General features: G+C 61.3%; 18 protein-coding genes. 11 read left to right on the forward strand and 7 right to left on the reverse strand.

The genetic code is table 11. The features are described from left to right. Nucleotides 1-5 precede the first annotated feature (5 nt). From ACP6KB_RS01675 to fdhA, 5 genes are all read left to right on the forward strand, one after another. The gene (locus ACP6KB_RS01675; RefSeq protein ID WP_442111645.1) at nucleotides 6-335 is read left to right on the forward strand and encodes a sarcosine oxidase subunit delta; all 330 of its coding nucleotides are present in this window, start codon (nucleotides 6-8) and stop codon (nucleotides 333-335) included. Continuing rightward, a complete protein-coding gene (locus ACP6KB_RS01680) occupies nucleotides 332-3,352 on the forward strand; it encodes a sarcosine oxidase subunit alpha (RefSeq protein WP_442111647.1) in 3,021 nt (1,006 codons plus the stop codon). Before ACP6KB_RS01675 ends, ACP6KB_RS01680 begins: the two co-directional genes overlap by 4 nt. Nucleotides 3,353-3,469: 117 nt before the next feature. Beyond that, nucleotides 3,470-4,102, forward strand: a complete 633-nt coding sequence (locus ACP6KB_RS01685; RefSeq protein WP_442111649.1) for a sarcosine oxidase subunit gamma — start codon at nucleotides 3,470-3,472, stop codon at nucleotides 4,100-4,102. An 11-nt stretch (nucleotides 4,103-4,113) separates the two neighbouring features. Beyond that, nucleotides 4,114-4,971 (forward strand): formyltetrahydrofolate deformylase, encoded by an 858-nt coding sequence (gene purU / locus ACP6KB_RS01690; RefSeq protein ID WP_442111651.1) that lies wholly within the window; start codon nucleotides 4,114-4,116, stop codon nucleotides 4,969-4,971. Nucleotides 4,972-5,069: 98 nt separating this feature from the next. Further along, a complete protein-coding gene (fdhA, locus tag ACP6KB_RS01695; RefSeq protein WP_028942224.1) occupies nucleotides 5,070-6,269 on the forward strand; it encodes a formaldehyde dehydrogenase, glutathione-independent in 1,200 nt (399 codons plus the stop codon). A 63-nt stretch (nucleotides 6,270-6,332) separates the two neighbouring features. On the opposite strand, the gene ACP6KB_RS01700 is transcribed toward fdhA, so the two are convergent. Beyond that, complete coding sequence (locus tag ACP6KB_RS01700; protein WP_442111653.1) at nucleotides 6,333-6,788, reverse strand: REP-associated tyrosine transposase; 456 nt, start codon at nucleotides 6,786-6,788, stop codon at nucleotides 6,333-6,335. Between the two features lie 475 nt (nucleotides 6,789-7,263). Here ACP6KB_RS01700 and ACP6KB_RS01705 point away from each other — a divergent pair, with 475 nt between their 5' ends. Both ACP6KB_RS01705 and ACP6KB_RS01710 read left to right on the forward strand, forming a co-directional pair. Then, nucleotides 7,264-7,569, forward strand: a complete 306-nt coding sequence (locus ACP6KB_RS01705) for a DUF3077 domain-containing protein (RefSeq protein ID WP_442111655.1) — start codon at nucleotides 7,264-7,266, stop codon at nucleotides 7,567-7,569. Between the two features lie 152 nt (nucleotides 7,570-7,721). Continuing rightward, nucleotides 7,722-8,288 carry a DUF2780 domain-containing protein gene (locus ACP6KB_RS01710; RefSeq protein WP_442111657.1) on the forward strand — a complete coding sequence of 189 codons (567 nt, stop codon included), beginning with the start codon at nucleotides 7,722-7,724 and terminating at the stop codon, nucleotides 8,286-8,288. 6 nt (nucleotides 8,289-8,294) lie between these two features. Here ACP6KB_RS01710 and ACP6KB_RS01715 read toward each other — a convergent pair whose 3' ends face one another. Continuing rightward, nucleotides 8,295-9,656 carry an APC family permease gene (locus ACP6KB_RS01715; RefSeq protein WP_442111659.1) on the reverse strand — a complete coding sequence of 454 codons (1,362 nt, stop codon included), beginning with the start codon at nucleotides 9,654-9,656 and terminating at the stop codon, nucleotides 8,295-8,297. A 182-nt stretch (nucleotides 9,657-9,838) separates the two neighbouring features. After that, the gene (locus ACP6KB_RS01720) at nucleotides 9,839-10,720 is read right to left on the reverse strand and encodes an acyltransferase (RefSeq protein WP_442111661.1); all 882 of its coding nucleotides are present in this window, start codon (nucleotides 10,718-10,720) and stop codon (nucleotides 9,839-9,841) included. A 180-nt stretch (nucleotides 10,721-10,900) separates the two neighbouring features. On the opposite strand from ACP6KB_RS01720, the gene rloA2 reads away from it, so the two are divergent. The 4 genes from rloA2 (at nucleotide 10,901) to creD (ending at nucleotide 15,058) form a co-directional block, all read left to right on the forward strand. After that, nucleotides 10,901-11,404 carry a retropepsin-like aspartic peptidase RloA2 gene (rloA2, locus tag ACP6KB_RS01725; protein WP_442111663.1) on the forward strand — a complete coding sequence of 168 codons (504 nt, stop codon included), beginning with the start codon at nucleotides 10,901-10,903 and terminating at the stop codon, nucleotides 11,402-11,404. Nucleotides 11,405-11,511: 107 nt separating this feature from the next. Beyond that, nucleotides 11,512-12,195: a two-component system response regulator CreB gene (gene creB / locus ACP6KB_RS01730; protein WP_442111665.1), complete on the forward strand. Its 684-nt coding sequence runs from the start codon at nucleotides 11,512-11,514 to the stop codon at nucleotides 12,193-12,195. After that, the gene (gene creC, locus ACP6KB_RS01735; RefSeq protein ID WP_442111667.1) at nucleotides 12,195-13,628 is read left to right on the forward strand and encodes a two-component system sensor histidine kinase CreC; all 1,434 of its coding nucleotides are present in this window, start codon (nucleotides 12,195-12,197) and stop codon (nucleotides 13,626-13,628) included. The genes creB and creC overlap by 1 nt, the downstream gene beginning before the upstream one ends. A 95-nt stretch (nucleotides 13,629-13,723) precedes the next feature. Next, nucleotides 13,724-15,058, forward strand: coding sequence for a cell envelope integrity protein CreD (gene creD, locus ACP6KB_RS01740; protein ID WP_442111669.1), 1,335 nt, complete (start codon nucleotides 13,724-13,726; stop codon nucleotides 15,056-15,058). A 187-nt stretch (nucleotides 15,059-15,245) separates the two neighbouring features. Here the strand turns inward: creD and ACP6KB_RS01745 are convergent, their stop codons facing one another. From ACP6KB_RS01745 to aceF, 4 genes are all read right to left on the reverse strand, one after another. After that, nucleotides 15,246-15,875, reverse strand: coding sequence for a glutathione S-transferase (locus ACP6KB_RS01745; protein ID WP_442111670.1), 630 nt, complete (start codon nucleotides 15,873-15,875; stop codon nucleotides 15,246-15,248). A gap of 9 nt (nucleotides 15,876-15,884) precedes the next feature. Then, a complete protein-coding gene (gene msrA, locus ACP6KB_RS01750) occupies nucleotides 15,885-16,547 on the reverse strand; it encodes a peptide-methionine (S)-S-oxide reductase MsrA (protein WP_442111671.1) in 663 nt (220 codons plus the stop codon). 122 nt (nucleotides 16,548-16,669) lie between these two features. After that, nucleotides 16,670-19,363, reverse strand: coding sequence for a putative bifunctional diguanylate cyclase/phosphodiesterase (locus ACP6KB_RS01755; protein ID WP_442111672.1), 2,694 nt, complete (start codon nucleotides 19,361-19,363; stop codon nucleotides 16,670-16,672). A gap of 332 nt (nucleotides 19,364-19,695) precedes the next feature. Continuing rightward, on the reverse strand, nucleotides 19,696-21,315 hold the full coding sequence (gene aceF / locus ACP6KB_RS01760; RefSeq protein WP_442111673.1) for a dihydrolipoyllysine-residue acetyltransferase: 1,620 nt from the start codon (nucleotides 21,313-21,315) through the stop codon (nucleotides 19,696-19,698). Between the last annotated feature and the right edge of the window lie 4 nt (nucleotides 21,316-21,319).

Genomic DNA, 21,319 nt, shown 5'->3' on the forward strand with positions numbered 1-21,319 from the left:
TTCCGATGCTGCATATCTTCTGTCCCCACTGCGGCGAGCTGCGCTCCGAAGAGGAGTTTCACGCTGCAGGCCAGGCGCATATTCCGCGGCCGCTGGACCCTAACGCCTGCTCCGACGAGGAGTGGGGCACTTACATGTTCTTCCGCGATAACCCGCGTGGCCTGCACCACGAGCTGTGGATTCACGCCGCCGGTTGCCGCCAGTACTTCAACGCCACCCGTGACACGGTGACTTACGAAATCCTGGAAACCTATCCAATCGGCGCCAAGCCACAAGTGACCGGTAAAAGCACCAGCCCGCAGTTGGCAGTCAGTGGTCAGGGAGAAAAGGTATGAGCCAGGTCTATCGCCTGTCCAGCGGCGGTCGTATCGATCGCAGCAAAGTCTTGAACTTCACCTTCAACGGTCAGACCTACCAGGGCTATGCCGGCGACACCCTGGCCGCCGCGTTGCTGGCCAACGGCGTCGATATTGTCGGGCGCAGCTTCAAGTACTCGCGCCCTCGCGGGATCATCGCCGCAGGCTCTGAAGAGCCGAACGCCATCCTGCAGATCGGCGCCACCGAAGCCACCCAGGTGCCGAACGTGCGCGCCACCCAGCAGGCGTTGTATGCCGGCCTGGTAGCGTCCAGCGTCAATGGCTGGCCGAGCGTGAACACCGACATGATGGGGATTCTTGGCAAGGTCGGCGGCAAGCTGATGCCGCCGGGTTTCTACTACAAGACCTTCATGTACCCGCAGTCGTTCTGGATGACCTACGAGAAGTACATCCGTAAAGCCGCAGGCCTTGGACGTGCGCCGCTGGCCAACGACCCGGACAGCTACGACTACATGAACCAGCACTGCGATGTGCTGGTGGTCGGCGCCGGGCCTGCTGGCCTCGCCGCAGCACTGGCCGCAGGTCGCAGCGGTGCGCGGGTGATCCTGGCCGATGAGCAGGAAGAGTTTGGTGGCAGCCTGCTCGACAGTCGCGAAAGCCTCGATGGCAAACCGGCGGGTGAATGGGTCGCTGCGGTGGTGGCCGAACTCAGGGGCATGCGTGAAGTCACGCTGTTGCCACGGGCGACGGTCAACGGTTATCACGACCACAACTTCCTCACCATCCATGAGCGCCTGACCGACCACCTGGGTGACCGCGCCCCAATCGGCAGCGTGCGCCAGCGCATGCACCGGGTGCGTGCCAAGCGTGTGGTGCTGGCCACCGGCGCCCATGAGCGGCCGCTGGTGTATGGCAACAACGATGTGCCGGGCAACATGCTGGCCGGTGCAGTGTCCACCTATGTGCGCCGCTATGGTGTAGCGCCGGGGCGTAATCTGGTGCTGTCGACCAACAACGACCACGCCTACCGCGTGGCGCTGGACTGGCATGACGCGGGCCTGAAAGTCGTCGCCATCGCCGATGCCCGGCATAACCCGCGCGGTTCGCTGGTGGAAGAAGCGCGCGCCAAGGGCATGCGCATCCTCACCTCCAGCGCGGTGATCGAAACCCGTGGCAGCAAGCATGTCACCTCTGCCCGCGTCGCGGCCATCGATGCCAAGGCGCATAAAATCACCAGCCCCGGCGAATGGCTGGACTGCGACTTGGTGGCGTCCTCCGGCGGCTACAGCCCGGTGGTGCACCTGGCTTCTCATCTGGGTGGCAAGCCCGTCTGGCGTGAAGACATCCTCGGCTTTGTGCCGGGCGATGCCCCGCAAAAACGTGTGTGTGTCGGTGGTATCAACGGTGTGTTCGCGCTGGCTGACACCCTGGCAGACGGCTTCGAAGGCGGTGTACGCGCCGCCACCGAGGCAGGTTTCAAGGCGGTAGAAGGCACCCTTCCCAAGGTGCTGGCGCGTCATGAAGAGGCCACCCTGGCGCTGTTCCAGGTGCCACACGACAAAACCACCGCGCGGGCACCGAAGCAGTTTGTCGATCAACAGAACGACGTTACCGCTGCCGCCATCGAGCTGGCTACCCGCGAAGGCTTCGAGTCGGTCGAACACGTCAAGCGTTACACCGCACTGGGCTTCGGTACCGACCAGGGCAAACTCGGCAACATCAACGGCCTGGCCATTGCTGCCCGCTCCATGGGCATCAGCATCCCGGAAATGGGCACCACCATGTTCCGTCCCAACTACACGCCGATTACCTTCGGTGCGGTGGCGGGTCGGCACTGTGGTCACCTGTTCGAGCCGGTACGCTTCACCGCGCTGCATGCCTGGCACCTGAAAAACGGCGCCGAGTTCGAAGACGTCGGGCAGTGGAAACGGCCGTGGTACTTCCCGCGCAACGGCGAAGACATCCACGCTGCCGTCGCCCGCGAGTGCAAGGCAGTGCGCGACAGCGTCGGCCTGCTCGATGCATCGACCCTGGGCAAGATCGACATCCAGGGCCCGGACGCACGTGAATTCCTCAACCGCATCTACACCAACGCCTGGACCAAGCTTGATGTCGGCAAGGCGCGCTACGGCCTGATGTGCAAAGAAGACGGCATGGTCTTCGACGACGGCGTTACCGCCTGCGTTGGCGAAAACCATTTCATCATGACCACCACCACGGGCGGTGCGGCGCGTGTGCTGCAGTGGCTGGAGATTTATCAACAGACCGAGTGGCCAGAGCTGAAGGTGTACTTCACCTCGGTCACTGACCACTGGGCGACGCTGACCTTGTCTGGCCCCAACAGCCGCAAGCTGCTCAGCGAAGTGACCGACATTGACCTGGACAAAGACGCCTTCCCGTTCATGAGCTGGAAGGAAGGCCTGGTGGCCGGTGTTCCGGCGCGGGTGTTCCGTATTTCGTTCACTGGCGAGCTGTCTTACGAGATCAACATCCAGGCCAACTACGCCATGGGTGTACTGGAGAAAATCGCTGAAGCAGGCAAGCAGTACAACCTGACCCCGTACGGCACCGAAACCATGCACGTACTGCGGGCCGAGAAGGGCTTCATCATCGTTGGTCAGGATACCGACGGCTCGATGACTCCGGACGATCTGAACATGGGCTGGTGTGTGGGTCGCACTAAAGCGTTCTCGTGGATCGGCTGGCGCGGCATGAACCGCGAAGACTGCGTGCGGGAAAACCGCAAGCAGTTGGTCGGGCTCAAGCCGGTTGATCCGACCCAGTGGCTGCCGGAGGGTGCGCAACTGGTGTTCGACCCGAAACAAGCGATTCCGATGGACATGGTTGGGCACGTCACTTCCAGCTACGCCAGCAACTCCCTGGGCTATTCCTTCGCTATGGGCGTGGTCAAAGGTGGGCTCAAGCGTATCGGCGAGCGGGTCTACTCGCCGCAGGCCGATGGCAGCGTGATCGAAGCGGAGATCTGTTCTTCGGTGTTCTTCGATCCGAAGGGCGAACGGCAGAACGTAGCGTAGGGGTGGGGTTGACCCGCGATGTGATGTGACTGACAGAGCGCTATCGCGGGGCAAGCCCGCTCCCACAGCAAGCCCGCTCCTACAGGCAGGGTCCATAGAATTCAAGGCAGGTGTGTAATGAGCACAGTCAACGTTTATCAGCAAAACCCTGGCAACGGTGTCAAAGCCGAGTCGCCACTGCACCACGCCGACCTGCCGAGCCTGGTCGGCAAAGGCCGCAAGAACGCCGGGGTGACCCTGCGTGAACACAAATTCCTCGGTCACCTGACCCTGCGTGGCGATGGCCGCGACCCGGCTTTTGCCGGTGGGGTCTTCAAAGCGCTGGGCCTGGAATTGCCGGTGGCACTGACGGTGGTCGCCAATGGCGAGATGTCGCTGCAATGGCTGGGCCCGGATGAGTGGCTGCTGATTGTCCCGGGCGGTCAGGAGTTTGCCGTCGAGCAAAAACTGCGCGATGCCCTTGAAGGGCAGCACATCCAGGTGGTCAACGTCAGCGGCGGGCAAACCCTGCTGGAACTCAGTGGCCCCAATGTGCGCGAAGTGCTGATGAAGTCCACCAGCTACGATGTACATCCAAACAACTTCCCCGTCGGCAAGGCAGTCGGCACCGTGTTCGCCAAGTCGCAACTGGTGATCCGCCGCACCGGCGAGGAAACCTGGGAGTTGCTGATTCGTCGCAGCTTCTCTGACTACTGGTGGCTGTGGCTGCAGGATGCGGCAGCCGAGTATGGTTTGAGCATCGAAGCCTAGGGAGCGTTGTCATGAGCCGAGCACCGGACACCTGGATTCTCACCGCTGACTGTCCGAGCCTGCTCGGCACGGTCGATGTGGTGACGCGTTATCTGTATGAGCAGCAGTGCTACGTCACCGAGCACCATTCGTTCGATGACCGCTTGTCCGGGCGCTTTTTCATTCGCGTGGAATTCCGCCAGTCGGATGACTTCGACGAAGCCCGCTTTCGCGACGGGCTGGCCGAGCGTGGTGAGGCCTTTGGCATGCTGTTCGAACTCACCGCGCCCAAGCATCGGCCGAAAGTGGTGATCATGGTGTCCAAAGCCGATCACTGCCTCAACGACCTGCTCTATCGCCAGCGCATCGGGCAATTGAGCATGGACGTTGTGGCAGTGATCTCCAATCACCCCGACCTTGAACCGCTGGCGCATTGGCACCGTATTCCTTACTACCACTTCGCCCTTGACCCGCACGACAAACCGGCGCAAGAACGCAAGGTGCTGCAGGTGATCGAAGAGTCTGGCGCCGAACTGGTGATCCTTGCCCGCTACATGCAGGTGCTGTCGCCGGAGCTGTGCCGCAAGCTCGATGGTTGGGCGATCAATATCCATCACTCGTTGTTGCCGGGCTTCAAAGGCGCCAAGCCTTACCACCAGGCCTACAACAAGGGCGTGAAACTGGTGGGCGCCACTGCCCACTACATCAACAACGACCTCGACGAGGGGCCGATCATTGCTCAGGGCGTGGAGTCGGTTGACCACAGCCATTACCCCGAAGACCTGATTGCCAAGGGGCGCGACATCGAGTGCCTGACCCTGGCGCGGGCGGTGGGGTATCACATTGAGCGGCGGGTGTTTTTGAACGCTAACAGGACGGTAGTGCTTTGATCGCGGGGCCGGTGGGAGCGGGCTTGCCCCGCGATAGAACAAACAGATTCCAGTAACACAGCGTCGCTACATAACAACAAACCTAGCGAGGTAAAAGCATGTCTGGTAATCGTGGTGTGGTGTATCTCGGTGCAGGCAAGGTCGAGGTGCAAAAAATTGACTACCCGAAAATGCAGGACCCACGAGGCAAGAAAATCGAGCACGGGGTGATCCTCAGGGTGGTTTCCACCAACATCTGCGGCTCCGACCAGCACATGGTCCGTGGCCGTACCACGGCCCAGGTTGGCCTGGTACTGGGCCATGAAATCACCGGCGAGGTGATCGAAAAGGGCCGCGATGTGGAAAACCTGCAGATCGGTGATCTGGTCTCGGTACCGTTCAACGTCGCCTGTGGCCGCTGCCGCTCCTGCAAGGAACAACACACCGGCGTGTGCCTGACCGTTAACCCGGCGCGTGCCGGTGGTGCCTACGGTTATGTCGACATGGGCGACTGGACCGGTGGCCAGGCCGAATACGTGCTGGTGCCTTACGCCGATTTCAACCTGCTGAAACTGCCCAACCGCGACAAGGCCATGGAGAAGATCCGCGACCTGACCTGCCTGTCCGACATCCTGCCGACCGGCTATCACGGCGCAGTAACCGCCGGTGTTGGCCCGGGCAGTTCGGTGTATATCGCAGGCGCCGGCCCGGTCGGTTTGGCTGCCGCTGCATCGGCGCGTCTGCTGGGCGCTGCGGTGGTCATCGTTGGTGATGTAAACCCGGTGCGCCTGGCCCACGCCAAAGCCCAGGGTTTTGAAATTGCCGACCTGTCTCAAGACACCCCGCTGCACGAGCAGATTGCCAACCTGCTGGGTGAGCCGGAAGTCGACTGCGCCGTTGATGCCGTAGGCTTTGAAGCGCGTGGCCACGGCCATGCCGGTGCCAAGCATGAAGCACCGGCCACCGTGCTCAACTCCCTGATGGGCGTGGTGCGGGTGGCGGGCAAGATTGGTATTCCCGGCCTCTACGTCACCGAAGACCCGGGTGCGGTGGATGCGGCAGCGAAGATCGGCAGCCTGAGCATTCGCTTTGGTTTGGGCTGGGCCAAATCGCACAGCTTCCATACCGGGCAAACGCCAGTGATGAAATACAACCGCCAGCTGATGCAGGCGATCATGTGGGACCGTATCAACATTGCCGAAGTGGTGGGTGTGCAGGTGATCAGCCTGGATCAGGCACCTGAGGGGTATGGGGAGTTTGATGCCGGGGTGCCGAAGAAATTTGTGATTGATCCGCATAAGTTGTTCAGCGCCGCTTGAAGCAATCGCGGGGCAAGCCCGCTCCCACCAGGCCTGTGGGAGCGGGCTTGCCCCGCGATAGATTCAAAGCCACACCGCATCCCAATGCGGATAATCCCCCAGCTTTTCCACCAGGCCAGCCCTCAGCGGGTTGGCCACCACATAGCGCGCCACCGTGCGTACATTCTCTTCGCGGCGCAGTGCATGGTCGTGGTAGCCGGGCTGCCACAGCTTGCCCTGCAGCGCTCCGGCCTTGTACAGCGCACATCGACTGCGGGACTTGAAGCGGCTCATCAGGCAGGCCAGAGAGCCGTGTTGTAGTTGGATCAGCCAATGAATGTGATCGGGCATCACCACCCAGGCCAGCGTGCGGGCGGCGCCTTCCAGTTGTGCCTGGTGGAACTGTGCGGGAATACAGCGTGCGGCCTGAAAGTCATTGAAGTAGGGGATGCGATTGCGGGTAATACTGGTGAGCAGATACAGCCGCCCTGGCTCGGAGAACCTTCCTCGGCGCAGGCGATGAGAAGCGGGACTGTCCATGTCGTGCTCCTTGAGAGGTGAGTACTCAAGGTAGTTGTCCTGTGCGCAAGACAGCGCCCAGTGTTGAATCTCAATATTACAGCCACCCCCTTCCGGTGGGAGCGGGCTTGCCCCGCGATAGCGGTCTGTCAGTCACATTGCATCGCGGGGCAAGCCCGCTCCCACCGGGTGTGCTTCGGGATGTTTCGTGGCTGGTCAATTCAGGTCCTAGGAAATACCCTACTGAGTCTGTCGATCACCGTCTGATTGCCCTCGGAAGCCTGTCCTCCTAGGCTCCGTGGGTCGCTGTCAGTTCAGCGACCGGGTGTGGAAACCCGGTAATCACACGATTGTCGTCCTTGTTATGGCGGCTGTGCGCGGGAGGCTTTCGAGCCTACCGGGTTTCTCCGTGTGCCCCGGCTTTCCACCCCGCGTACAGCTGCCACCATTTCGTGTGGAAACTAAATGGTGCAGCCAAACTACACACGGAGGCTGTATGAAAAAGATCGTCCCCGACCCACCCCCATCACTCAACGCCACCCTCGAAAAGCCCTTCGGCGACTGCCCAGCCGGTCACCCGCAACTATTTGCAGTAAATGCCGGAATCGCCCCGCATGACGCGTTGGTGCATGTTTCGCTGTACCTGCGTTGCGCCTACGACACTGCGTATAAATCTTTTGAGGGTATCGACGAAGCCTCCAAAGGCTTTCTCTGGTCCACCCTGCACTCGGTCGAAATGGCCAAGGGGTTGGTCGAAGCCTTGCTGGATGCGCTGGAAAATCATGAGCTGACCCCACTCTGACTGTGGGTGGGAGCGGGCTTGCCCCGCGATAGCGATCTGTCTGCCACATCGCATCGCGGGGCAAGCCCGCTCCTACCGGGGGATTGAACATTCTCCCGCGCATGCAGTCCAACCCTCGTTTCCCCCGCCTTTACGGCTGACGAGGTCTATTCATGAAACGTTTTGCACTGGTCACCCTGATGACCCTGGCCGCCGGGTCGGTATTTGCCTTCAACCTCAATGACGCAGCCAACGCGGTTTCCGCTATTCAAGGCAACAAGGACGGGGCAGCGGTACAGGCGCCAGCGGCGTCGGCGAATTTGCTCAACACCCTCGGCAGCGAACTGAAAATCACCCCTGAACAAGCCATCGGCGGCACCGGCGCTTTGTTGGGCCTTGCTCGCAATCAGCTGAGCAGCACCGACTATGAGCAGTTGAGCAAAGCCGTGCCGGGCCTTGATCTGCTCTCTGGCGAAAACGCCTTGGGCGCGTTGAGCGGGCTGGGTGAGTTGCTGGGCAACAGCGAAAACGCTTCGGCCCTGAGCAATGCCCTGGGCGATAACGTCAAAAGCGCCACCGACCTGAGTAACGCCTTCAGCGCGTTGGGCATGGACACCGGCATGATCGGCCAGTTTGCCCCGCTGATCTTGCAATACCTCGGTCAGCAGGGCGTTGCCGGTTCGTTGCTGCAGAACTTGAGTAGCCTGTGGATTACACCCGAGACCGTGCCTTCGGTGTAATCAGCTTCAAGCCGCTTCAGAGAAGTTGACCGTGCGCACCGGGCGGCGGAAGCCGCTGGTGAGCACCATCAGGTAGGCCAGCCCCAGGCCGAACCAGCTCAGACCAATGGTCAGGGTCAGCGTCGACAGGCTGGTCCACAGCCACAGGGTCAGGCACATACCCACCAGCGGGATCAGGCCATAGCGCAGCAACCCGGCCAGGTTGCGATGGCTGCTGTCGCTGATCAGGTGAGTACGAATCACCGCCAGGTTGACCGCCGAGAAGGCGACCAGCGCGCCAAAGCTGATCAGCGATGCCAGGGTGGCGAGGTCGATCACCAGCGCCAGCAAAGAGAACGCCGAAACCACCAGGGTGGCAACCACCGGGGTACCAAAGCGCGGCGACAGAGTCGCGAACCAACGTTCAGGCAAAACCTTGTCGCGGCCCATGGTGTAGAGGATGCGCGACACCGCCGCTTGCGAAGCCAGCGCAGAACCCAGGCTGCCAGCCACATAGGCTGCGGTGAAGAAGTTGGCGAGGAACTGCCCGCCTGCCTTGAGCATGACTTCGTTGGCAGCCGCATCGGTATTGGCGAAATGGCTGCCAGGCATCACCAACTGGCTGATGTAGGCCAGCAGGGTGAACAGCAAGCCCGCCCCCAGGGTGGTGAGGATGATGGCCCGTGGCACGTTGCGCTGCGGGTCTTTGGCTTCTTCGGCCAGGGTCGATACCGCATCGAAGCCAAGAAACGACAAGCACAGCACCGCCGCCCCGGCCATCAAGGCGCCAAAGCCTGGCTGGCTGCCATCACCGAGCAACGGCGAGAGCACATCGACCGGCTGCCCGCCGAGGGTTTTCACCGACATGGCGACGAATACCACAATGAAGATGATCTGCGCGCCGACAATCAGGTTGCTGGCTTTGGCTACGGAATGGATGCCGAGGACGTTGAGTACGGTGACCAGGGTGATCGAGCCGAGCACCAGGGTCCAGACCGGAATGCTGGGGAAGGCGATGTTCAGGAACAGGCCGATCAACAGGTAGTTGATCATTGGCAGGAACAGGTAATCGAGCAGCAGCGACCAGCCGGCGAGAAAGCCTACGCCTGGTCCGAATGCCAGGTTGGTGTAGGAGTAGGCAGAGCCTGCAACCGGAAAGCGGCGCACCATGAAGCTGTAGGAGGCGGCGGTGAACAGCATGGCCAGCAAGGTGACCAGGTAAGCGCCAGCGGTACGGCCACCGGTCAGCTCGGTGACGATGCCGTAGGTGGTGAAGATGGTCAGCGGGACCATGTACACCAGGCCGAAGAACACCAGGGCGGGAAGGCCGAGGACGCGGCGCAGTTGAGCGGAATCTGCCTGGGCAGTAGTGCTGGATGGGGTGGCCATTGATCGATCCTGGCTTTTTTGTAGTTGTTTGTTGATCGATTTTTATCCAGTTAATCCGCCAATAGCAAAGAAGATTCCCTTATCTCGATTATTAGTGAGGGTTTTAATGGGCGCCTGTAGGAGCGGGCTTGCCCCGCGATAGCGGTCTGTCAGTTAAATCGCATCGCGGGGCAAGCCCGCTCCTACAGGCTGCGCAACGCTTCTATGCGCTGATCTTTTTCATGCCACAGCTGGTTGACCCACTCCTGTACCGCTTGGCGCACAGCCGGATCGCTTTCGTAATCACCACTCCACAGCGCCGGGTCCAGCTCACGCACCTGAATGTCGATGATCACCTTAGGCACCGCGCCGCTCAGCAGGTCCCAGAATCCCGGGGCTTTGTTGCCGGGGTAGACAATGGTGACATCCAGCAAGGCATCAAGTTGGTCGCCCAGTGCAGCCAGCACGAAGGCGACGCCTCCGGCCTTGGGCTTGAGCAGGTGCTTGTACGGTGATTGCTGGGCGCTACGCTTGGCTTCGGTGAAGCGAGTGCCTTCCAGGTAGTTGACCACGGTCACCGGCTGGCGCTTGAACAGCTCGCAGGCCGCCTTGGTGATTTCCAGGTCCTGGCCTTTGAGGTGCGGATGTTTATCGAGAAACGCTTTGCTGTAGCGCTTCATGAACGGGTAATCCAACGCCCACCAGGCCAGGCCCAGCAGCGGCACCCAGATCAGCTCTTTCTTCAGGAAGAATTTGAAGAACGGAATGCGCCGGTTCAGTGCCTGGATCAATGCCGGAATATCGACCCAGGTCTGATGGTTGCTGATCGCCAGGTACGAAGTGTCCAGGCGCAGGTCTTCTGCGCCGCGCACTTCCCATACAGTGGGGATGCACAGGCGGAAAATCAGCTTGTCGATTTCCGACCAGGTTTCGGCGATCCACATCACCGCCAAGGAGGCGTAGTCGCGGTAACGGCCGGGCAGAACCAGCTTGAGCAGGGCAAAGACCAGCAAGGGGCCGATCAGGACCAGGGTGTTGAGCAGCAACAGCAAGGTCACCAGAATGCCCGTTAGTAAGCGGCGCATAAGAAAGCTCTTATCTTCAAGTAAACAGTCGGCAATGATAAGCAGCCTGGCGGCGTACGCCAAATGTGCCGGTCTGCGAGTACCGGACAAATGTTTCACATTGTGTTGAATAAGCTATTAACGCGAACCTATCCTGCTTGCGCAGTCTAAACACTGTCTTATCTCAAGGAAGCGCAACCTGTGAAATCTGTACTTGCCCTGCTGTCGCTGCTGGCCCTTCCGGTGATGGCTGCCGAACCGACCCTGTACGGCCGTTACGAATACATCACCTTGCCGGAATTTGGCGGTGAAACCCTCAAGGCGAAAATGGACACCGGCGCGCTGACCGCCTCGTTGTCGGCCAAAGACATCGAACTGTTCACCCGAGACGGTGAAGAGTGGGTGCGTTTCCGCCTGGCGACCAAAGAGTCCGATGGCAAGGTCTACGAACACAAGCTGGCGCGCATCAGCAAAATCAAAAACCGCGCCGACGAAGATGAAGACGGTGAGGGCGCGGAAATCAGCAAACGCCCAGTGGTTGATCTGGAACTGTGCCTGGGCGACGTCAAGCGCACGGTCGAGGTTAACCTGACCGACCGCAGCAGCTTCAATTACCCGCTGCTCATCGGTGCCAAGGCCTTGCGCGAGTTCAAGGCAGCAGTGAACCCGGCGCGACGCTTTACCGCGGGCAAACCAGAGTGTTGACTGGAAGCTTCAAGTTTTAAGCGGTTAGCGGCAAGATGAAGCAGTTTGTGTAACGTCACCGAATCTGCTTCTTCTTGAAGCTTGTTGCTTGAGGCTTGCAGCTCCCCATGTCGTACATTCTGATTGTCGAAGATGAAGCGGCCATCGCCGATACCCTGATTTTTGCCTTGCAGGGCGACGGTCACAGCACACAGTGGGTGACGCTGGGGAATGCAGCGGTGGAGCAGCAGCGTCAGCACCCGGCTGACCTGATCATTCTCGATATCGGCCTGCCGGATATCAGCGGCTTTGAAGCCTGCCGGCAACTGCGGCGTTTCACTGAGGTGCCGGTGATGTTCCTGAGTGCCCGCGATGGCGAAATCGATCGGGTGGTGGGGCTGGAAATCGGTGCCGACGATTATGTGGTCAAGCCGTTCAGCCCGCGGGAAGTCGCAGCGCGGGTGCGCGCCATCCTCAAGCGTATGGCGCCGCGTGCCGAACCAACCAGCAGCGCGCCTGGGCTGTTTCAGGTCGATACCTTGCGCATGCTGATCAGCTATCGCGGCCAGGCCCTGAGCCTGACCCGTCACGAATTTCGCCTGTTGCAGAGCCTGCTGGAGCAGCCGGAGCGGGTGCTGAGCCGCGAGCAGTTGCTCGATGCCGTCGGGGTGCCGGCCGATGCCGGTTATGAGCGCAGTATCGACAGCCACATCAAGAGCCTGCGCGCCAAACTGCGCCTGGTGGCTGCCGAGGCCGAGCCGATCCAGACCCACCGCGGCCTGGGTTACAGCTATAGCCCGAGCCACAGCTGATGCGTCTGGGGATCCGGATCTTTCTGGTGTACTTCCTGTTTGTCGGGCTGACCGGGTATTTCATCCTCAGCACGGTGCGCGAGGAGATCCGCCCCGGGGTGCGCCAATCCACCGAAGAAACCCTGGTAGACACCGCCAACCTGCTCGCTGAACTGCTGCATGACGACGTCAAGGCCGGCACGCTCGGTCAGAGTCGTTTGCCGCAGTTGTTGCGCGCCTATGGCCAGCGTCAGCCGCGTGCGGATATCTGGGGGCTGTCGAAGAATCAGGTCAATCACCGCATCTACGTTACCGATGCCAAGGGCATTGTCCTGCTCGATTCCACGGGTGCAGCGGTGGGCCAGGACTATTCGCGCTGGAACGATGTGTACCTGACCCTGCGCGGTGAATACGGGGCGCGTTCAACCCGCAGCAATCCGGATGATCCTGAGTCGTCGGTGATGCACGTTGCCGCACCCATCCTCGATGACGGCAAGATCATCGGCGTGGTGACCGTGGCCAAGCCGAACAAGTCGCTGCAGCCTTATATCGACCGCTCCGAACAGCGCCTGATGTACCTGGGCTTGGGGCTGATCGGCCTGGGCTTGCTGGTGGGTGCGGCGTTGTCGTGGTGGCTGGCACGCTCGCTGCGGCGCCTGACCCACTACGCGCAGGCCGTCAGCGAGGGTGAGCGTACCGCGCTGCCGCATTATCGCGGCGGTGAACTGGGGCAGCTGGCCGCGGCGGTAGAGCGCATGCGCACCCAGCTCGATGGCAAAGACTATGTCGAGCGCTATGTGCACACCCTGACCCATGAGCTGAAGAGCCCGCTGGCGGCGATCCGCGGCGCCTCCGAGCTGCTTCAGGGGCCGATGCCGGAGGAGCAGCGCCAGCGCTTTGCCGATAACATTGAGCGTGAAAGTGCGCGCATGCAGCAGCTGATCGAGCGCTTGCTCAATCTGGCTCAGGTCGAGCAATTACAGACGCTGGAGGAACAGCAACAGGTGTCGCTGGCGGCCTTGGTTGATGAACTGCTGCTGGCCCAGAGCGCGCGGATCGAAAGCAATGCATTGCAGGTGCGCCAGCGCATCGCGGCCAGCACCCGGTTGCTGTGTGAGCCTTTTCTCATGCGTCAGGCGATTGCCAATCTGCTCGACAACGCCCTCGATTTCACCCCGCCCGGTGGCCTGTTGTTGTTCGAGCTGGAAAAACGCGGCGAGCGTGTGGCGCTGAGCCTGTTCAACCAGGGCGAGGCGATTCCCGACTATGCCCTGGGGCGCTTGAGCGAGCGCTTCTACTCGTTGCCGCGCCCGGCGAGCGGGCGTAAAAGCACCGGGCTGGGGCTGAACTTCGTCGAAGAAGTGATGCAGCTGCACGGTGGCTCGCTGGAAGTGGCCAACGTTGAAGAGGGCGTGCGCGTGCGCCTGTGGTTGCCGGCCAAACGCCTGGACTGAAACTTCACACACTCTGCACACACGCTCCACATAGCTCCCTCAAGGCTCCATGTGGATTGCCCAGACTCCGCCTATCGAAACCGGAGTCTTGCCTCATGAACCGAACCTTGAGTATCAAACTGGGCACCATTGCCTTGCTGATTGTGTTGTTGCTGATTCCGCTGCTGATGATCGGCGGCCTGATCGGTGAACGCCAGGAGCAGCGCGACAGCGTTGTACAAGACATCGCCCAGAGCGCGAGCTTCAGCCAGCAGATCAGTGGCCCGCTATTGGTGGTGCCGTACCGCAAAACCGAACGGCGCTGGAAAACCGAAGAAGGCCACACGTTCCAGGAAACCAAAGAGGTCAACGGCCACCTGTACTTTTTGCCGGAAACCTTCGAACTGAAGTCGGGCGTCAACACCGAGCTGCGCTCGCGAGGGATTTACCAGACGCGGTTGTTCCACGCCGACAACCACATCAGCGGCACATTCAAAGTCCCGGCCAACTGGGGTATCAGCGTCAACCTTGACGACTACCGTTTTGATCCGGCGTTTCTGGTGGTGGGTGTCAGTGATATCCGTGGTATCGAAAAGGGTGTGCAACTGCAGTACAACGACCAGCGCCTGGACTTTCAGGCGGGCACGCGCCTGAGCTGGTTTGGCGGTGGTGTGCACGTGGTGCTGAACAACCTCGATGGCAAGGCGCCCACCCAGTTCAATTACGCCTTTGACCTCAGCCTGCAGGGCACCGGGCTGCTGCAAGTGTTGCCGGTGGGCCGCAGTAGCAGTGTCAGCATGGCAGCCAACTGGCCGCACCCAAGCTTTGTCGGCAGCTACCTGCCGGGTACGCGCAAGATCGATGCCGGCGGCTTCTCGGCGCACTGGCAAACCTCATTCTTTTCCACCAACCTGGAAGACGCCTTGCGTCAGTGTGTGGGCAACGAAGGCTGTGATGAATTTCGTAGCCGCGCCTTTGGGGTGAGTTTTATCGACCCGGTCGACCAGTACCTCAAGAGTGAGCGGGCGATCAAATATGCGCTGCTGTTCATTGCCCTGACCTTTGCCGGCTTCTTCCTCTTCGAAGTGCTCAAGAATCTGAGCGTGCACCCGATTCAGTACATCCTGGTGGGGGCGGCGCTGGCGTTGTTCTACCTGCTGCTGTTGTCGTTGTCCGAACACCTGGGCTTTGGCCTGGCTTACCTGCTGTCTGCGGCGGCCTGTGTGCTGTTGATCGGCTTCTACCTGTGCCATGTGCTGCACAGCCTGATGCGCGCCACCAGCTTTGCCCTGGGTCTGGCGGTGCTTTACGGCATGCTCTACGGACTGCTCAGCGCCGAGGACTATGCCTTGCTGATGGGCTCGCTGTTGCTGTTCGGGCTGTTGGGCGTGTTCATGGTTCTGACCCGGCGGTTGGATTGGTACAGCGTTGGCCAGGGGAAACTGCAATGAGCGGGTTACGTGAAGAGCGGCGAGTGGGGGCGGTGCTGGCCAGGCGGATTGAGCGGTGGCTCATTCGCGGGGCAAGCCCGCTCCCACTGGTTACCTATCAATCCTGTGGGAGCGGGCTTGCCCCGCGAGACGATGTGCCAGACAAACCGCCATCGCGGGTCAAGCCCGCTCCTACCGAAGTAAACCCTCAGGCGGGTGGGGCAGTCGCCAGCATCGAAGGGCGCTGGCTGACTTGGGCATACCACGCCGCCAGCTTCGGCTGCTGCTCACGCCAGCCGAAGTCGGGCATGCGCAGGTCGAGGTAACCCAACGCACAGGCCACACCAATCGCGGCGATGTCGAACACGGAGCTCAGCTCGGCCATGTGCTCCTGTTCGAAGTTGGCCAGGCCACGACGGATTTTGTCCTGCTGCGCTTCGACCCAGGCATCCCAACGCTTGTCCTCTGGGCGCAGGAAGGTTTCGTAACGGGTCAGCACCGCCGCATCCATGATCGCATCGGCCAGCGAGGCGAGGGTCAGGCGGTGCCAGCGCGACCAGCCTTCCTTGGCAATCAGGGGAACACCGACATGCTGCTGGTCGAGGTATTCGCAGATCACCCGGCTGTCGTGCAGTACGTTACCGTCAGCCAGGCGCAGGGCCGGGATCTTGCCGGCCGGGTTGCCCTGGTTGAGTTCATCGACCGGGCTGATCGGCGACAGGTTGACGGCATGCAGGGCAACGCGATCGGTTTGCCCGGTCTCGTGCAGCACCACCATGACCTTGCGCACGAACGGCGAGGAGGGGGAATGAAACAGCGTCATGCTCGGTGCTGACATGTCGAACCCTCAGTTGCCTTGCAGGCTAGGTGGCAAGCAGACACCGGTACCACCGATGCCGCAGTAGCCTTGGGGGTTCTTGGCCAGGTATTGCTGGTGATAGGCCTCGGCGAAGTAGACGGTCGGCGCCTGATCAATCTCAGTGGTGATTTCGCCAAAACCGGCCTTGCTCAGCTCGGCCTGGTAAGCCCGTTTGCTGGCCTGGGCTTCTTCCAGTTGCTCAGGGGTGGTGCAGTAGATCACCGAGCGGTACTGGGTGCCGATGTCGTTGCCCTGGCGCATGCCCTGGGTAGGGTTGTGCAGTTCCCAGAACATCGCCAGTAGTTCGCGGTAGCTGATCTTGTCCTGGTCGTAGACCACCAGCACCACTTCGGTGTGGCCGGTCAGGCCCGAGCAGACTTCTTCGTAGGTGGGGTTGGGGGTAATGCCGCCGGCATAGCCGACCACGGTGCTGACCACACCCTCACGCTGCCAGAAGCGCCGCTCGGCGCCCCAGAAGCAACCCAGGCCGAAGATGGCGAAGCCAACATTCTCGAAGAACGGACCCAGCAGCGGGGTATCGTTGACGAAGTGCTTCTCCGGCAGGGTCATCGGGGTTTCGCGGCCAGGCAGGGCCTGTTCCGCAGTGGGCAGCACGTTTTTGTTCACCAGAATCTCCGAACGCAGGACCATAGCTGTTCCTCTGTTTTCAGGTCGATAGGGGGCGGCCCTTTCGCGGGGCAAGCCCGCTCCTACCGGTAGGAGCGGGCTTGCCCCGCGATGGCGCCTTGAATGAACACTATATTGCCCTGCTGTCAGGCCATCGGTCCACGTGGATAACGCTTGAGTTTGTTCACCAGCTCAGCCCCGGGGATTGGCTTGTCGAACAGGTAACCCTGGCCAACGTCACAACGGTGACGCCGCAGAAACGCCAGTTGCTCGGCGGTTTCAATGCCTTCGGCCACCACCTTGAGCTTCAGGTTGTGGGCCATCGCCACCACCGCAGAGGTGATTTCCATGTCGTCCTGATTGTCGGGAATTTCATGGATGAAGCTGCGGTCGATCTTGATGATGTCGATCGGGAACTTCTTCAGGTAGCTGAGCGAGGAGTAACCGGTGCCGAAGTCGTCCATGGCCAGGGTCAGGCCCAGTTGCTTGAGCTGGTCGAGCTGGCGGTGGGTGTCTTCGGTGGCTTCCAGCAGCAGGCCTTCGGTCAGCTCCAGTTCGAGCAGGTGCGGCGGCAGGGCTTCTTCTTTGAGAATGTTGCCGATCGAAGCAACCAGATCAGGGTCGGAGAACTGCTTCGGCGACAAGTTGATCGCCACCTGCAGGTTGCCCAGCCCTTCGGTACGTAAGCGCTGGCTCATGCGGCAGGCCTGGCGGGCGATCCATTTGCCGATGGGAATGATCAGCCCGGTTTCTTCGGCAACGCTGATGAACTGGTCCGGGCGGATCATGCCCTTCTCGGGGTGGTTCCAGCGCAGCAGCGCTTCCAGGCCCAGCAAACGGCCGCTACGCAGGCACAGCTTGGGCTGGTAGAACACGTCCAGTTCGTTTTGCGCCAGGGCGCGGCGCAGGTTGTTTTCAACGAACAGTTTGTAGCTGGCTTCGGCATTCAGCGCTTCGGTGAACACCTGGGCCTGATGCTTGCCGTTGGCTTTGGCCTTGTGCAAGGCCAGGCCTGCGTTCTTCATCAGGGTCTGCGGGTCGCGGCCATGCAAGGGCGCGCAGGCCAGGCCTACGGAGCCGGTGACGTTGATCAGCTGATTGTCGACGAACAGCGGCTTGTCGAGGGTTCGCAGCAACTGCTGGGCAATCTGCTGGCCGCTGTTGAGGTCGGTATCTTCCAGCAACACCGCGAACTCGTTACTGGCAAAGCGCGCCAGGCTGCCACCGACACTCAGGCTATTGCGCAAACGCCGCGCCAGGCTGATGAGCAATTTGTCGCCGGTCTGGTGACCGAGGCTGTCGTTGATCCGCTTGAAGTTGTCGATGTCCACCAGCAGCAGGCAGATCGGGCTGTCGCTGTCGCGGGCGAAACGCTCGTCGAGGTTGCGGATGAACGCCGGGCGGTTGCCCAGGCTGGTCAGGTTGTCGGTATAGGCCAGGCGTTCGATGCGCTGCTGGGCCAGCTTGCTTTGGGTGATGTCTTCGTAGATGCCGATGTAGTGGGTCAGCTCACGGTTGTCACCGTAGACCTTGGAAATCGACAGCTGCCCCCAGTAGGGCTCGAGGTTCTTGCGCCGACTCTTGAACTCACCCTGCCAGCTGTTGCTGCCGTCGAGGTCCGAAGGGCCGTCGAACAACAGCTCGTTGAGGTTTTCCAGTGCCGGTAACTCCGCGAGCCGGTGGCCGTGGACTTCCTCGGTGCTGTACTGGGTGATGGCGGTGAAGCTTGGATTGACGTACTCGACCACGCCATCGCGGTTGACCAGCAAAAAGGCGTTGGCGCTTTGTTCTACCGCACGCTGGAACAGGTGCAGGGCGCTGGTGGCGGTACGGCGGTTGTGGTTGTTGATGACCTGGGCGAACTGATCGGCCAGCTCACCGGCAAAGGCAATTTCATCGGTCTGCCAGGCGCGGGTTGAACCGGTGTGTTCCAGGCAGAGTACGCCGACCACCTGGCCATCGATGCGGATACTGGCATCGAGCATGGCGTTGATATCGCGCGCGCGCAGGCTTTCAGCCATTTCCCGGGTACGCGGGTCATGGTTGGCGTTGTGGGCATCGATGGCGCGGCTGGTGTGCAAGGCATCGAGGTAGTCGGGAAAGCAACTGGCGTCGATGGGCTCGGGCAGGCGGTGTTCCTGGGTGTCGCGGTAGTACGCGGAAATCGGCTCCAGCTGCTGGCCTTCCAGGTACCAGATACTCGCACAATCGATCCTGTAGATCTCACAAGCGCTGCGGGTGATCAGTTCAGCGGCCTCCAGCAACGAGTTGCTGGCGCTGTAGCGGTGGCGGGCCAGGTGCAGGATCAGTTCCTGCTGGGCGCGCACTCGCTCAAGGTGTTCAAGCTGCTCTTGCTGGGCCTGCTGGTTCAGTTGCAAGGCGATCTGCAGGCGGTTGTTGCGGGTTTCCAGCTCGACGGCGCTGAGGGTGGGGGCATCGCCGGGTTGGGCGTCGATCACCATCAGGTAGCCGCGTAACAGCTGACGGTTGTGCTGCTTATAGGCTTCACCCAGCTCCAGCAGATGCAGCGGCCCTTGCGCCGTGTGCAGGGTGTAGCGCACCAGGTAGTGCGGGCGCTGGCCCAACTGCAGCTGGATGGCGTCATGCAGCTTGTAGCGCGCCTCAGGCTCCATCAGGCTGGCATAGGGCGAGCCGACCAAGGCGCAGAGCTCGACCGCCGCCAGGCCGAACTGGCGTTCACAGGCAGGGTCGAGGTACAGCAGCGCCCAGCTGGCCTCATTCAGCCGTTCGAAACGCAGCATGCCGAGCCGCGAGGGCACGGGCAACTGCGTCACGACCTCGGCCACCATACGGCTGGCGGCATCGGGTTGGCTTTTCATTGAGAGCTCGCTTCAAGAGGGCTGTTCGCGAAGGTAGCGCAATCTGCTACTCGACGTTTTCGCAAGGTTGCATCATGCAGCGGGGGCTGACAAGCCTGCACACACTGTGTCGGCAGCAAAGCCAGAATCTTGACCCATTCCGGTGGGAGCGGGCTTGCCCCGCGATTGCGGTTTGTCAGCCACATCGTATCGCGGGGCAAGCCCGCTCCTACCGGAGTCTGGTAAACCGTGGGGCAAAAAAAGCCCCGCCAAAGTGGCGGGGTTGAGGTACGAGCGTGGCAGCTCGAAAAGGGAGCCTGTCTCCCCCGGCAGAGGGAGACAGGAAACAGCAGTTACAGCAGCATGGTGCGGATGTCGGTCAGCAGGTCGCCCAGGCGCTTGGTGAAGCGCGCAGCAGCGGCACCGTTGATCACGCGGTGATCGTAAGACAGCGACAGCGGCAGCATCAGCTTCGGCTGGAAGGCTTTGCCATCCCAGACTGGCTGGATGGTGGCCTTGGAAACACCGAGGATCGCCACTTCCGGCGCGTTGACGATCGGCGTGAAGCCGGTGCCGCCAATGTGACCGAGGCTGGAGATAGTGAAGCAAGCGCCTTGCATGTCATCAGCCGAGAGCTTTTTGGTCCGGGCTTTTTCAGCCAGGGCCGCCGCTTCGCCAGCCAGTTGCAGCAGGCTCTTCTGATCGACGTTCTTGATCACCGGAACCAGCAGGCCATCCGGGGTATCAACGGCGAAACCGACGTTGACGTACTTCTTGCGGATGATCGCTTTGCCGCTTGGCGCCAGCGAGCTGTTGAAGTCTGGCAGTTCCTTGAGCAGGTGTGCGCAGGCCTTGAGCAGTAGCGGCAGAACGGTCAGCTTGACGCCAGCTTTCTCTGCAACCGCTTTCTGCGCAACGCGGAAGGCTTCCAGTTCAGTGATGTCGGCCGAATCGAACTGGGTGACGTGAGGCACGTTCAGCCAGCTGCGGTGCAGGTTGGTCGCGCCCATCTGCATCAGGCGGGTCATCGGCACTTCTTCGATTTCGCCGAAACGGCTGAAGTCGACTTCCGGGATCGGCGGGATGCCAGCACCACCGGTTGCACCGGCGGCAGGGGCTTCCTTGGCCTTCTGCATCATGGCCTTGACGTAAACCTGCACGTCTTCCTTGAGGATACGACCGTGCGGGCCAGTGGCAGCGACAGCGCTCAGCTCGACGCCAAACTCACGGGCCAGCTGACGTACCGCTGGGCCTGCGTGAACCTTGGCACCGCTGGCAGCAGCAGGTGCGGCAGCCGGTGCTGCGGGTGCAGCTTCAGCTTTGGCAGCTGGCGCTGGAGCAGCAGCGGCCGGAGCGGCAGCAGCAGGTGCAGCGGCAGGTGCTGGAGCTGCGGCGGCGGCAGGCGCAGCGCCCGCCACTTTCAGCTTGAGGATCAGGTCGCCGGTACCGACTTCGTCGTCCAGCTTGGCAACAATGGCTTCGACCACGCCTGCGGCAGGAGACGGGATCTCCATCGAGGCTTTGTCCGATTCCAGGGTGATCAGCGACTGGTCAGCTTCGACGCTGTCGCCAACCTTGACCAGCATTTCGATGATCTTGGCTTTGCCCGAGGAACCGATATCCGGAACGTGGATGTCCTGAACAGCGGCAGCAGCCGGTGCAGCGGCCTCGGCAACTGGAGCAGCAGCGGCAGGGGCAGCAGCAGGGGCTGCGGCCGGAGCCTCAGGCGCAGCAACTGCGCCCTCGACTTCCAGTTCCAGCAGTTCGTCGCCTTCTTTCAGGCGGTCGCCCAGCTTGACCTTCAGCGACTTGATCACGCCGGCCTTGGGGGCCGGGATCTCCATGGAGGCCTTGTCGGACTCCAGGGTCAGCAGGCTTTGGTCAGCCTCGATGCGGTCGCCGACTTTGACGAACAGCTCAATGATTTCACCTTCACCGCTGCCGATGTCAGGTACGCGAATGAGTTCGCTCACTTAA

This window comes from Pseudomonas sp. NUPR-001 (assembly GCF_052147955.1).
GTDB lineage: Bacteria > Pseudomonadota > Gammaproteobacteria > Pseudomonadales > Pseudomonadaceae > Aquipseudomonas.